A 12,822-nucleotide genomic window follows, 5' to 3' on the forward strand; every position below is an offset into this window, starting at 1 on the left:
CTGCGACGAGGCCCATGCGCTCGCCCTCGCCAACGACACCGACTACGGGCTGGTCGCCGCGGTGTGGAGCGGCGACCTGGCCCGCGGACTGCGGCTCGCCGAACGCATCGACGCCGGTCAAGTGGCCGTCAACGGCGGCCCGTTGACCGTGGAGACCCCGTTCGGCGGCTACAAGCAGAGCGGCTACGGCCGGGAGAAGGGGCTGGCGGCCCTGCACGAGTACGCACAGCTCAAAACCGTCAGCGCGCACTTGTAGCAGGAACCTCCGGCAGGACAGCCGTGGGACAGCCGCAGACATCGGCAAGACAGCGGCGAAACATCGGCGCGACCTCGGCACGACCTCGGCGCGACTTCGGCGCGATTCCGGCGAGAAGGAGACAGCGGATGTACGACGACGACCGGCAGCGGGCCGCACGGGCGGTCCGGGCCGAGATGATCGGCGACGACGGCTCACGGACCGCACCGCCCGGGGACCCCGTGCCGCCCGACTACCAGGACTACCTGACCGCCATGGCCTGGGGGGTGTGGGCGCGGGGCGGCCCGCTGACCCACCGGGACCGCAGCCTGCTGGTGCTGGCGATGACGGCCGCGACCGGCCGGATGGACGAGTTCCGCATCCATCTGCGGGCGTCGGTCAACGCGGGGGTGAGCGACGACGAGGTGAACGAGCTGCTGTACCAGATCACCGCGTACTGCGGCGCCCCCGCCGGGAACGCGGCCCGCTCTGCCATCCGCGAGGTGCGCACCGCGCGGGAGGCGGTTTGAGCGGCCCGGTCGTCGGCTTCGTCGGGCTGGGCAACATGGGCGGCGCGCTCGCCGCGAACCTGGTCGAAGCGGGCTTCGAGGTACTGGCGTACGACGCCGCTGGACCGGCCCGCACCCCGCTGGGCGCCCGCTGGGCCCTGGGCCCGACCGACCTCGCCCGCGCCGTGGACGTCGTCGTGCTCAGCCTGCCCGACGGAGACGTCTGCGAGCAGGTGGTACGGGACCTCAAGGCCGTCCGCGACCGCCGGGTCACGCAGGTCGTGGACACCTCCACGGTGGGCGTGTCGGCTGCCCGCCGGCTGGCCGCGATGGGCCTGGGGTATGTGGACGCGCCGGTCTCCGGCGGAGCGGCGGGCGCCCGCAGGCGCACCCTGATGGTCATGTACGCGGGCCCGGAGGCGGACTGCGCGCGGGTGGAGCCGGTGCTGGCGGGGCTCAGCGACCGTCGGCGGCGGGTCGGCGACCGGCCCGGGCAGGCCCAGGCGCTGAAGCTCGCCAACAACTTCCTGTCGGCCACCGCGCTCGCCGCGACCAGCGAGGCCGTCGCGTTCGGCACGTCCGCGGGACTGGATCCGGCGGTGCTGCTGGAGGTCCTCAACGCCTCCAGCGGGCGCAGCGCGGCGACGGCCGACAAGTTCCCCGACGAGGTGCTGACCGGCCGCTACGCCTCCGGTTTCAGCAACACGCTGATGGCGAAGGACGTACGGCTCTACCTGCGCGAGGTGGCCGAGCTGGGCGGTGCGACGGTGCTGGCCGAGGTGACGCAGGCGGTGTGGGGCGCGTTCGCGACGGCTCAGCCGGGCGTGGACTTCACCCGCATCTACCCCTTCACCACCGGAACCTCGCAGACGGCCGACGCTTCGGAGACCACGGACGCTTCGGAGACGGCCGACACTTCGGAGACCATCGACACTCCAGGCACCGCCGGCACTCCGGGGGCGGTCGGCGGCTCGGAGTCGCCCAGCAGCACCGACAACGCCTCGCGGACGACCTCGGGGTAGCGGTCGTCGCCGTCCTGGTCGACCAGCCACAGCTGGTGGATGCCCTCGATCAGGGCGAAGACGGCGGTCGCGCCGGTCCGGGTGTCCAGACCGCTGGGCAGCCGGTCCCCGTACCGGGCGACGAGATGCTCGGTGAGATGGTTCTGCAGGGTGCGGCGGCGGTCGCGGACATAGCCGCGGGCGGGTTCCTGACCGGTGACCGCCTCCGCCATCACCACGCTGTGCACCCGGGCGAGGGCGGGGTGGTCCTGTTCGAAGGCGACGGTCTCGGCGAAGTCGCCGGCCCAGTCCTCGCCCACCTTCGGCTCGCCTGCCTTGCGGTCGGCCAGGTGCTCCCGGTTGAGCTGGTTGCGGAGGTCCAGCACCTCCAGGAGCAGCCGCTTCTTGCTGGGGAAGTAGTGCAGGACGCCCTGCCGGGTGAGCCCGGCGCGCTCGGCGACCGCGTCGATCGAGGTGCTCTTGAACCCCCGCTCGGCCAGCAGTTCGAGCGCTGCCTCGAGGATCTCCTCGCGCCGTGCGGACACCACGGGCCACCCCTTTCCGCCGTTGGACGGGTGCCCGCTCACAGTACAGATTCCGGGATGTTCCTCACAGACCCATCGCACGCAGGGCCGCCCGGGCGGCCTCCCGCGTCGGCCCTTGACCGGCCCCCTCCGCGGCCCCCTCCGCCGTCCCCTCCGCAAGCCCCTCGAACAGCCGGACGTCCTTGGCGAGCAGCTTGCCCGCATGGGCGGAGATGCGGTCGAGGGTGCCGCCGGCGTCGACGACCCGCTGCATCGCGAAGCTGGCGGAGCTGCCCTGTGGGAGAGAGCGGCCGAGGCCGTCGCGGTCCAGGCCGAGCCGTCCGCCGATCTCCAGCACATCGGCGGCCAGCCCCAGCTGGGCGGTGAAGAGCAGGTTGTTGAGGAGTTTGGCGAGCTGCCCGGAGCCGGTGGGGCCGAGATGGACGACCGGGTCGCCGTAGGTCTCGAACACCGGTCGGCAGGTGTCCAGGACCTCGCCGTCCCCGCCGACCAGGACCAGCAGAGTGCCCTGGTCGGCGGCCCGGCCGCCGCCGCTGACGGGGGCGTCCAGCACATGGACGCCCTGGGCGCGGGCCCGTCCCGCGAGGCGACGGCAGGTGTCGGGGTGCACGGTGGAGTGCACCGCGACGATCCCGCCCGGGCGGAGCCCGGACAGCACCTCCGCGCCCACCTGCTCCACGTCGACGTCGTCGACCACGCACAGACACACCAGGTCGCTGGCGGCGGCCAGTTCGGCGACCGAGCCGGCGCTTCGGGCGGGGGTGTCGGCGAAGGGTTCGAGGGCGGCGGGCCGTCTGGCCCACAGGGTGGTCTCGAAGCCCGCGCCGACGATCCGGCGGGCCATCGGCGCGCCCTGGCTGCCCAGTCCGATGAACCCGACGCGCAACGGGTCGCTCATGAGGATGTGTCCTCTCCCTTGGGACGCCAGAACACGGCCAGCAGACCGGCCGTCGCCACGACGCCCACCCCGAGCACCACACCGGCGCCCGCCCAACCGGTCACCCCTATGTCCGCGGCCTCGTCCAGCGCGTACTCGCCCGGCCCCCACGCCCCCAGCGCCAGCGCGAGGACGCCCAGGACGAGGACGTACTCGTAGCCCTCCTTGAACACGAAGAAGCCGTTGCGGCGGTGTGCGAGCAGACCCGCCACCAGCATCACGGACAGCACCGCCGCGCAGGCCAGGGAGGTGAAGAGGCCGGCCAACAGCAGGACGCCCGCGCCGAGTTCGGTGAGGACGCTGAACCACGCCTGCAGCCGTGGCCGGGTCAGCCCGAGGCCGCCGAACCAGCCGGCGGTGCCGGCGATGCCGCCGCCGCCCTTCCAGTGGTTCCAGCCGTGCGCCACCATCACCACCCCGAGTACGACCCGTACGAGCAGCAGTGCGGTGTCCGAAGCCTCGTTCATCCCTAGGTTCCCTTCTCCGTCGGCAGCGCCTGGACACCCAGCGCACATTCCTCGACGAAGGCCAGGACGTGCAGGTGATAGGCGAGAGCTGTACGGCCGACGCTGGTGTTGTGGCCCGCGCCCGCCTGCTCGTGGCGTACCACCCGTGGGGCTCCGGTGAACATGGCGGCGAGGTCCGACAGTCCCTCGGGCCCGTTCAGCCACACCTGTTCGTGCTCGGCGAGGGTGAGGTGCATTGGTACCGGGACGCGCGCCGAGAGCCGGGCGAACTCCTCCTGCCAGCCCTCCCGGTGCGCTTCGTAGGCGGGCGAGGCGGAGCCGATGCTGCGGCCGCCGTGCACGTCGGGCGGGTAGGCGTGCGGCGGATGCCACAGCACACGGCGCAGGTCGGGGCGGGTGCGGGTCGGGTCGCGCCGCCACTCCTCCATGGCCCGGATCGAGCGCGGGTGGTGGGTGCGGCCCATGCCGGCCAGTTCCACGCCGAGCAGTTCGGCGCCGCGCGGGTCGCTCGCCATGCGGACGGTGAGTTCGCAGCCCGCCGAATGCGCCCACAGGAACACGCCGACGCCGCGTTCACGGCCCCGCAGGAAGGCCTCCACCGCCGCGAAGGCGAAGTCGGTGCGCTGCTCGGGCGTCCGCATCCGGTCCTCGAATCCGGCCGAACTGCCGTAGCCGGGACGGTCGACGGCGAGCACCGTGAATCCGGCCGCGGCGGCCGTGCGCAGCAGGGAGAGCCTGGGGTGGCCGGGATGGTCGAAGTAGGCGGAGGTGGTCGCGCCGCCGTGCAGGGCCACGATGACCGCCTGCGGGCGGGGGGCCTCGGCGACGAGCGCGGAGGCGGGCACGCCGTGCACGTCGACGACCTGTCGGTGCACGGCGGGGGCGGGGGCGAGTCCGGGCTCCGTCGAGGGGGTGGGCGTGGGTGAGGTCATCCGTCCGTCCTGAGCAGGAGTACGCCGCCGGGGGTGAGCCCGCCGCTGGAGACGACGGCGGTCCGCGCGCCCGCCACCTGCCGTGCGCCCGCCTCGCCGCGCAGTTGGAGCACGGCCTCGTGCAGCAGGCCCATGCCGTGGGTGCGGCCGTGCGAGAGCTGTCCGCCGTGCGGGTTGAGCGGGATCACCCCGTCGCGGGCGATGTTCTTGCCGCCGTCGAGGAAGTCCCGGGCCTCGCCGATACGGCAGAAGCCGAGCGCCTCCAGCCAGGACAGACAGTTGAAGGTGAAGCCGTCGTAGAGCAGCGCCACGTCCACGTCGTGGGGGCGCAGTTCGGTGCGGGTCCACAGGTGGGCCGCCTGGCCGAGCACCTGTGGCTCGTGGGTGAGGGCGGCCTGGTCCCACTCGGGGCGCTCGACGATCTGGGTGCCGACGGCCTCGATCCGTACGGGGGTCGTCGGCAGGTCGGTGACGGTGTCCGCCGCCGAGACGACGACGGCGGTCGCCGCGTCGCACGGGACGTCGCAGTCGTAGAGGCCGAAGGGGGTGGTGATGGTGCGGGCGGACAGGTAGTCGTCCATGGTGAGCGGGTCGCGGTAGATCGCGTCCGGGTGCAGGGCCGCGCCCGCGCGCTGGTTGAGGGCGATCCAGCCGAGGGTCTCGCGCGTGCTGCCGTAGCGGTGCATGTGCCGCTGGGCGTTCATCGCGAGCATCATCGCGGGCGAGACCGCGCCGAAGGGCTTGAACCAGCCCTCGGGGCCCGCCGGTCGGGGCAGGCGGATGCGTCCCTGCCGGATCAGTTCGGCGTACGTGGCCTCCCACACCGTGCGGAAGCACAGCACGTGCCGGGCGAGGCCGCCCGCGACGGCCAGCATCGCGGCGACGACGGAGCCGCCGGGGCCGAAGGTCTCGCCGGCGCCGTTGTGCCAGACCGGGCGCAGGCCGAGCGCCGACTCCAGGGCGGTGACGCCTCCTTCGGCGAAGCCGCCGTAGGCGCCGCCGCCGGGGTAGGTGGACAGTCCGTCGATGTCGTCGAAGGTGAGTCCGGCGTCGGCGACGGCCTTCTCGCAGGCCTCGACGGTGAGTTCGAGGGGTGGCGTCATCAGCCGACGGCCCAGGCGGGAGGCGCCGGCTCCGCTGATGACGGCCCGTTCCTCGAACTTGCGGCCCGTGGACCGCGGGGTGCGGATGTGGTCCCGGATGCGCTCGGGGGCCGGGTCGTCGGGCGGGAGGGGGGCCGGGGGCGGCTGTTCGGCCGTCGGGCGGAACAGGGGCAGCCAGGTCTCCCCGGCCGCCTCGAACACGACCTCCAGCCGCATGCCGATCCGCAGGTCCTCCGGCGCGCAGCCGACGATGTTGGTCGTCAGCCGGACGCGCGGGTCCTCCTCGATCGCCACCTGGGCGACGACGAAGGGCGTGGGCAGGCCGGGGAACGGGAAGCGGTGGTTGAGCGTGAAGCCGATGAGGGTGGCGCGGCCGGAGACCTCGCGGACCTCGGTGGCGTGCGAGCGGCAGTGGCGGCAGACCGGCTGCGGCGGGTGGATCGGGGCCTGGCAGGCGGTGCAGTGCTGGAATCGGAGCCGCCCGTCGCGGCCGGAGGCCCAGAAGAACTCGGTCTCCTGGGCGACCTGCGGCTGCGGACGGGCGGTCTCCTCGGGCGGAGCGCTCAACGGATCTTCGCCTCCGCCTTGCGCACGGTGACCGGCTGCGCCAACCCCTGTTCGTCGCAGGCCCGTTGGAGGACAGCCAGGGTCTCCTCCAGGCCCGGCCCGAGGCGGGGCCCGGGAGTGAAGGTGGCCGGCAGGTGGCGCATGCCCTGGATGACGCCGATGGTCTCGTAGTGGACGGCACCCTCGGCATCGCACACGAAGTCCGGTACCCGGTCCAGGACTTGGAGGAGCATTCGCTTGAACACCGTCCGGGCCACGTTGGAGCCGATGCAGCGGTGGATGCCGAGCCCGAAGGAGGTGTGGCGGTTGCCGGGGCGGGCGAGGTCGACATGGTCGGGGTCGTTGAAGACGGCCGGGTCGCGGTTGGCCATGGCCCATGACAGCCACAGCCGGTCCCCCTCCTTGAGCTGCTTGCCGGCGATCTCGCAGTCCTCCGCGACCGTGCGCCCGTCGCCGGGCGCCGGGGTGAAGTAGCGCAGGAACTCCTCGGTCGCCGAGTCGAGCAGGGTGTCGCGTGCGCCGCTCAACCGGGTGCGTTCTTCCGGGTGTTGGGAGAGCCACTCCAGGGCATGGGCGGTCAGGGCGGTGGTGGTGTCGAAACCGCCGCCGATGAGCAGGGCGAGCGCGCCGACGAGGTCCCCGTCGGAGGGCGCCCCGCCGTCGATCTCCATCCGGGCCAGGGCGTCCGCGAGTCCGGGACGCGGGTGCGCGCGGACCTCCTGGAGGGTGGCGCCGATGTCCTTGATCATGGCCATGTGGGCCTCGATCACCCGGGCCATCCCCGGTGAGTTCGGCGGGGTGTAGACGCCGGCGTGCGCGGGTTCGTTGTACAGCTCCCACTTCTTCAGCGGGATGCCCATCATGGCGAGGGTGAAGACGGCCGGGACGATGTTGGCGAGGTCGTCGACGAAGTCGATCCGGCCGGACACGATCCGCTCGTCGAGGCAGGCCCGGGCCACCTCGTCGACGAACGGGATCCAGCGGGCGATCGCCGCCGGGGAGAGATAGGGATTGAGGGCGTTGCGGTAGGCGCGCTGCTCGGGCGGGTCCATCTCCAGGAAGCCGCCGCGGATGCCCCGGCCGCGGGCCGGTGCGGGGATGTTGATGCCCTGGTAGCCGCGGCGCTCGCCGTGTATGTCGTGGTCGTTGGAGAGCTTGTCCTGCTCACGGGCGAAGGCCAGCAGCTCACGGTTGCCCGCGGCCACCCAGTGGCCGCCGTAGGTGTCGGACCAGGCCATCGGGCAGCCCGCGTGGAAGGCGCGGGTCTGCTCCTCGAACCCGTCGCGGTACTCGGGGGCGTGCCGGTCGAAGTGGACGCGGGGTTGCTTGCGGGCCTCGTCGTCGGTGGTTGCCATCTGTGCCTCCTCTCAGAACACGCCGATGGCGCGCTCGGGGCAGGAGCGGACGGCCTCGACCACCGCGTCCTGTTCGTCCTCGGGAACCTCTTCGACGACCGGCGTGGAGTGCCCGTCGATCTCGCTCAGTTCGAAGACCTCCGGGGCGCGCATGAAGCACAGGGTGTGGCCCTGGCAGCGCTCGGGGTCGACGCGTACCTTCACGGCTGCTCAACTCCCTTTCAGGACACGTGAGATCGGATCAAGGTCAGGTCAGGTCGGTGTCAGGTCAGGTCAGGTCAGGTCGGACATGGACTTGCCGACGGAGGCCAGGGTCGCGGGGTCGCCGTACTTCCCCCGGTACTTGTAGACCGGGGCGTCGCAGCGGTAGGCGCCCTGGTCGGGCTTGAAGTCGGCCGGCTGCCAGCCCTCGGCGGTCGCCTCGACCACGGAGTAGCACGTGGTCGGTTCCTTCGAGGACAGGTCGAAGGGGGCCTGGAGGCCGCCCGCGGTCCAGGCGGTCTGCTTCGCCGCGTTGTCGTAGACGCAGGTGCGGGTCAGCTCGGCGCAGTCGCGGGCGGAGGTGGCGAACAGCAGCCAGGCGGAGAAGGCCCGGAGCACCGGGTAGGTGACCTGCTTGTCGGGCGCGTACTTCTTGAACAGGTCGATGACCTGCTGGGTGGCCGGGTTGCTGCTCGCGCTCTCCAGCGGTGCGGTGGCGAAGAGTTCGGCGTAGTTGTGCTGCTCGGCCAGGGCGGTGCCCGCCAACTGCTGGAAGGCGGGGCCGTAGGCGTTGCTGTTGGCGTCGATCCAGTCGGGGGCGTAGTCGATGTTGGTGAGGGCCTGCTCCAGCTTGGCGAGGGACGCGAAGTCCCCCAGGAACACCAGGCCCTTGACGCCCTTGTTCTTGATCGACTGGGCGTAGGGGGTCCAGTCGGAGACGCCGGCCGTCGGGTACAGGTCGCTGTAGCCGACCGTGCCGCCGAGGCCCGAGATCGCCTCCTTGAACTGGGCGGACATCACCTTGGTGACGGGCGCGTCGCCGGAGATGATGCCGACCTGCTGCGCGGAGTCGGGGTACTTCTCCTTCAGGAGCCAGGTGTAGTAGCCGGCGTACGAGAAGTATCCGGCGGTCGGCTGCGAGGCGATCAGCTGGAGGTCGGAGCCGATGGCGCCGATCTGGCTGGACTGGCCGGGGAAGTTGGGCAGCAGGCACTTCAGCCGGTCCTGCACCCCGAGGCTGTCCAGCGCGGCGCCGCCGCCGACCAGCGCGAAGTCGGACTTGCATGCCTCCAGCACGCGCTGGCGGACCTCCATGAGCCTGGTGTCGCGGGTGACGGGTTCGAGCTGCCGTCCGTTGATGCCGCCCGCGTCGTTGCACCACTTGGTGAACACCGCGGCGGCGTCCACGAATTCGGACTTCTTGGTGAAGCCGACGTCCGACATGACGCCGACCTGGATCTTCTTGTCGGTGACGCCCTGGACGGTCGTGGCCTTGGCGGTGCCGGGGCCGCAGACGTCCTTGAGGGTGCCGAAGTCGGCCGAGGCCGTCGACGCTCCGGCGGCGGGGGTCGCGTTCTGCGCGGCGTCGGTGCCGGTGTCGTCGTCGGATCTGGTGGAACAGCCGGCCAACAGCACCGCTACCACGGTGACGGAGCCGATCAGCAGCCTGCGCAAGGTGCCTCCTCGGGGAGCCCGGACGTCGTCGTCCGGGCGAGGAACAGCGGGATTCAGGTGACCGCGCCGCTCGCCTTGAGGGCGAGGATGCGGTCCCAGTCGTAGCCGAGCTCGGAGAGGATCTCCTCCGTCTGCGCGGCGAACTCGGGAGCGGGGCCGAGGCGGGTGTCCTCGACGTCGAACTGGACGGGGCTGGCGACGAGTTCGAGCTCGCCGGCCTGTCCGATGTAGCCGTTGGCGCGCACCTGCGCGTCGGCGGCGGCCTGCAGGGTGTCCTGGACGGGCGCCCAGGGACCGTCGAGCGCGGCCAGGTCCTCGGACCACTCGGCGAGGGTGCGGCCGGCGATCACCTCACGCAGGATCTTCACCGCGTCGGCGGTGTGCGCGGCGATGGACTCGGCGGTGCCGAAGCGGGGGTCGTCGGCGAGGTCGGGGCGGCCGAGGCAGTGACAGACGTTCGCCCAGAACTTGGCGGGCTGGAGCATGACGAAGGACAGATAGCGCTCGTCGGCGGTGCGGTAGAGCCCGGAGAGCGGGTTGGCGGGCGAGCCGTGGGCGTTCGGGGTGACGCCCTCCCAGGCGCGGTCGAGGTGCAGGGAGAGGCCGATGGCGTGGCCGAGCGCCCACAGGCCGCTGCCGAGGAGGGAGACGTCGACGACCGAGGTCTCGCCGGTGCGTTCGCGTCGCAGCAGCGCGGCCGCGATGCCGCCGGCGAGGTTGGTGCCGGAGACGGTGTCGCCGTAGGCCGGGCCCGGCGGGCTGATCAGCCCCTCCGTGCCGGGCGGGGTGATGCTCACGGCCGTCCCGGCGCGGGCCCAGAAGGCGGTCATGTCGTAGCCGCCCTTGTCGGACTCGGGGCCGCGCGGGCCGAGCGCGCTGCCCCGGGCGTAGACGATGCGCGGGTTCACGGCCCGGATGTCGTCGACGTCGATGCCGAGCCGGGCGCGGGAGGCGGGCAGGAAGCTGGTGAGGAACACGTCCGCGCCTCTCACCAGCCCGTCCAGCACCGCGCGCCCCTCGGGGGCGGCCATGTCGAGGCCGAGGGAGCGCTTGCCGCGGTTGGCGTGGGCGACGTTGGGGTTGGGGTCTCCCGCCACCTTGAAGGAGCCGGTCTGGCGCAGGCCGCGCTGGGGGTCGCCGGTGACGGCGTGCTCGACCTTGACGACGTCCGCGCCCCAGTCGGCGAGCACGGCGCCGGCGGAGGGCACGAACCCGTACATGGCGACCTCGAGGACGCGGATGCCCTCCAGCGGCCTCACGGCTGCTCCTGCGAGGTCTCGGCCGGTACGACCACGCGGGCGAACGACTTCTCCTCAAGGAACTCCTCGAAGCCCGCCCGGCCGCTCTCCCGGCCGATCCCGGACTGCTTGTAGCCGCCGAACGGCACGTCGGGGGCGAAGTAGTTGCCGCCGTTGATGGAGAAGGTGCCGGTGCGGATGCGGCGGGCGACGCGCAGGGCGCGCTCCTCGTCGGCGCTGTGCACGGCTCCGGACAGTCCGTACCTGGAGTTGTTGGCGATCCTGACGGCGTCCTCGTCGTCGTCGAAGGGGATCACCGCGAGGACCGGGCCGAAGACCTCCTCCTGGGCGATCTCGCTGTCCGGGTCGACGCCCGCGAGGAGGGTGGGCTCGTAGAACCAGCCGGGGTCGATGCGGCGGCCGCCGCGCACCAGGGTCGCCCCGTCGGCCACGGCCCGTTGGACCATGGCGTCCACCTTGTCGCGCTGCTGTTCGCTGATGAGCGGGCCCATGGCGGTCTTCGGGTCGGTGGGGTCGCCGACCTCGACGCGGTCCAGCCCGGCGGCGACCAGCCGCACGATCTCGTCGTGGTGGGCGCGCGGCACGAGGAGCCGGGAGGTGAGCGCGCAGCCCTGGCCGGAGTGGGAGCAGATGGTGAACGCGGCGAACATGGCCGCCTTCGGGAAGTCCGCGTCCTCGAAGACGATCATCGCGGACTTGCCGCCGAGTTCGAGGAAGACCTTCTTCACGGTGTCCGCGGCGGCGGCCATGATGCGGCGGCCCACGGGGGTCGAGCCGGTGAAGGTCACCGCGTCGACGTCCGGGTGCGTGGTGAGGAGTTCGCCGACCTCGGCGCGCGAGGAGCTGAGGACGTTGACCACGCCCGGCGGTATGTCCGTGTGCTCCGCGACGAGTTCGCCGAGCGCGAGGGTGATCAGCGGGTTCTGCGGGGCGCCTTTGAGGACGACCGTGCAGCCGGCGGCGAGCGCGGGGGCGAGCTTGGCGAGGGCGAGCTGGTTGGGGTAGTTGTACGGCAGGATCGCCGAGACGACCCCGGCGGCCTCCTTCTCCACCCAGCGGCGGTGGCGCTGGCCGCGCGACTCGATCTCGCCCAGGTCCTCGCTGAACTCGTAGTTCTCCAGCAGGTCGGCGTAGAAGGGCACGATGCCGATCGGCTCGTCGAGCTGGGGGCCGTGGGTGAGCCGGCGCGGGGCGCCGACCTCGGCGATGGTCAACTCCCGCAGTTCCTCGCGGTGTTCGTCGAGGGCCTGGTGCAGCTGGCGCAGACAGCGCAGCCGCAGTTCCCGGTTCGTGGACCAGTCGGTGGTGTCGAAGGCTCGGCGGGCGGCGGCGATCGCGGTCTCGGCGTCGGCGGTGGTGGCGTCGGGGGCGTGGCCGAGGAGGGCGCCGGTGGCGGGGTCGTGGGAGGGGAAGGAGGTCTCGGCGGCGGTCAACTTGCCGTCGATCAGCTGGGACTTGACGACCAGGGATCGCTTCTGGCCGGCGGCGGCAGCAGCGGCTGCGTCGGCGGAGGTGCTCACAGCCGCACCACCTGTCCGCCGTCCACGGCGACGATCTGGCCGGTGAGCCAGCTCGCGTCGTCGGAGAGCAGGAAGAGCACCGCGCCCGCCTGGTCGGCCGGGGTGCCCATGCGCTTGAGGGCGAGCTGCTGGACCATCGCCGCGCGGTACTCCTCGGGGATGATGCTGCGGGACGCCTCGGTGTCCGTCGGTCCGGGCGCGATGGCGTTGACCCGGATGCCGCGCCCGCCGAGCTCTGCGGCGAGGGAGACCGTCAGATGGTTGACGCCGGCCTTGGCGAGCCCGTAGAAGCCGGTGGCCTGGTAAGCGGCCGTGGACGACTGGTTGACGATCGCCGCCCCCTCCTTCAGATGCGGCAGGACGGCACGGGTCACATGCAGCGCGCCCAGCAGGTTCACCTTGAGGAAGCGGTCGAGGTAGTCGTAGTCGACGGTGACGATGCCCTCGCGGCGCATGCCGTGGAAGATGGCGGCGTTGTTGACCAGGTAGTCGATGCGGCCGAGTTCGGCGACGACGGTGTCGGCGAGCTGCTGCGCGGAGGCCGGGTCCGCCACGTCGACCCGCACGAACAGCGCGTCGCCGATCTCCTTGGCGACGCGCTGCCCCTGCTCCTCGTTCAGCTCGGCGACCACGACCCTCGCGCCCTCGGCGGCCAGGGCCTTGGCGTATCCCTCGCCTATGCCCTGGCCGGCCCCGGTGACGATCGCCACCTTGTCCTTGAACCGCATCCCAGCCT

Annotated in this window: 12 protein-coding genes and 2 pseudogenes; 3 read left to right on the top strand and 11 right to left on the bottom strand. The window is 72.2% G+C overall.

The genetic code is table 11. The features are described from left to right. Positions 1-13: 13 nt before the first annotated feature. From ACWD4O_RS34330 to ACWD4O_RS34340, 3 genes and pseudogenes are all read left to right on the top strand, one after another. A pseudogene (locus ACWD4O_RS34330) lies at positions 14-256 on the top strand (aldehyde dehydrogenase family protein); the annotation flags it as partial. A gap of 128 nt (positions 257-384) precedes the next feature. After that, positions 385-765 (top strand): carboxymuconolactone decarboxylase family protein, encoded by a 381-nt coding sequence (locus tag ACWD4O_RS34335; RefSeq protein ID WP_451286124.1) that lies wholly within the window; start codon positions 385-387, stop codon positions 763-765. Beyond that, positions 762-1,766, top strand: coding sequence for an NAD(P)-dependent oxidoreductase (locus ACWD4O_RS34340; protein WP_451285955.1), 1,005 nt, complete (start codon positions 762-764; stop codon positions 1,764-1,766). The genes ACWD4O_RS34335 and ACWD4O_RS34340 overlap by 4 nt, the downstream gene beginning before the upstream one ends. Before the next feature lie 374 nt (positions 1,767-2,140). Here the strand turns inward: ACWD4O_RS34340 and ACWD4O_RS34345 are convergent. From ACWD4O_RS34345 to ACWD4O_RS34395, 11 genes and pseudogenes are all read right to left on the bottom strand, one after another. Further along, positions 2,141-2,371, bottom strand: a pseudogene (locus tag ACWD4O_RS34345) (helix-turn-helix domain-containing protein); the annotation flags it as partial. After that, complete coding sequence (locus ACWD4O_RS34350) at positions 2,355-3,188, bottom strand: NAD(P)-dependent oxidoreductase (protein WP_451285957.1); 834 nt, start codon at positions 3,186-3,188, stop codon at positions 2,355-2,357. The pseudogene ACWD4O_RS34345 and the gene ACWD4O_RS34350, both read right to left, overlap by 17 nt. After that, on the bottom strand, positions 3,185-3,694 hold the full coding sequence (locus tag ACWD4O_RS34355) for a DoxX family protein (protein ID WP_451285959.1): 510 nt from the start codon (positions 3,692-3,694) through the stop codon (positions 3,185-3,187). Before ACWD4O_RS34355 ends, ACWD4O_RS34350 begins: the two co-directional genes overlap by 4 nt. Positions 3,695-3,696: 2 nt before the next feature. Continuing rightward, on the bottom strand, positions 3,697-4,626 hold the full coding sequence (locus ACWD4O_RS34360) for an alpha/beta hydrolase (protein WP_451285961.1): 930 nt from the start codon (positions 4,624-4,626) through the stop codon (positions 3,697-3,699). Further along, positions 4,623-6,296, bottom strand: coding sequence for a thiolase C-terminal domain-containing protein (locus ACWD4O_RS34365; protein WP_451285963.1), 1,674 nt, complete (start codon positions 6,294-6,296; stop codon positions 4,623-4,625). The genes ACWD4O_RS34360 and ACWD4O_RS34365 overlap by 4 nt, the downstream gene beginning before the upstream one ends. Further along, entirely contained in the window at positions 6,293-7,651 is a 1,359-nt protein-coding gene (locus ACWD4O_RS34370) for a cytochrome P450 (RefSeq protein WP_451285965.1), read from the bottom strand. The genes ACWD4O_RS34365 and ACWD4O_RS34370 overlap by 4 nt, the downstream gene beginning before the upstream one ends. 12 nt (positions 7,652-7,663) lie before the next feature. Further along, a complete protein-coding gene (locus tag ACWD4O_RS34375) occupies positions 7,664-7,855 on the bottom strand; it encodes a ferredoxin (protein WP_450949153.1) in 192 nt (63 codons plus the stop codon). Positions 7,856-7,924: 69 nt separating this feature from the next. Further along, positions 7,925-9,307 carry an ABC transporter substrate-binding protein gene (locus ACWD4O_RS34380; protein ID WP_451285968.1) on the bottom strand — a complete coding sequence of 461 codons (1,383 nt, stop codon included), beginning with the start codon at positions 9,305-9,307 and terminating at the stop codon, positions 7,925-7,927. 53 nt (positions 9,308-9,360) lie between these two features. Then, positions 9,361-10,566 carry a CaiB/BaiF CoA transferase family protein gene (locus ACWD4O_RS34385; RefSeq protein ID WP_451285970.1) on the bottom strand — a complete coding sequence of 402 codons (1,206 nt, stop codon included), beginning with the start codon at positions 10,564-10,566 and terminating at the stop codon, positions 9,361-9,363. Continuing rightward, positions 10,563-12,086 (bottom strand): aldehyde dehydrogenase family protein, encoded by a 1,524-nt coding sequence (locus ACWD4O_RS34390; protein WP_451285971.1) that lies wholly within the window; start codon positions 12,084-12,086, stop codon positions 10,563-10,565. The genes ACWD4O_RS34385 and ACWD4O_RS34390 overlap by 4 nt, the downstream gene beginning before the upstream one ends. Beyond that, the gene (locus ACWD4O_RS34395) at positions 12,083-12,814 is read right to left on the bottom strand and encodes an SDR family oxidoreductase (protein ID WP_451285973.1); all 732 of its coding nucleotides are present in this window, start codon (positions 12,812-12,814) and stop codon (positions 12,083-12,085) included. Before ACWD4O_RS34395 ends, ACWD4O_RS34390 begins: the two co-directional genes overlap by 4 nt. Positions 12,815-12,822: the final 8 nt, after the last annotated feature.

This window comes from Streptomyces sp. NPDC002623 (assembly GCF_053592635.1).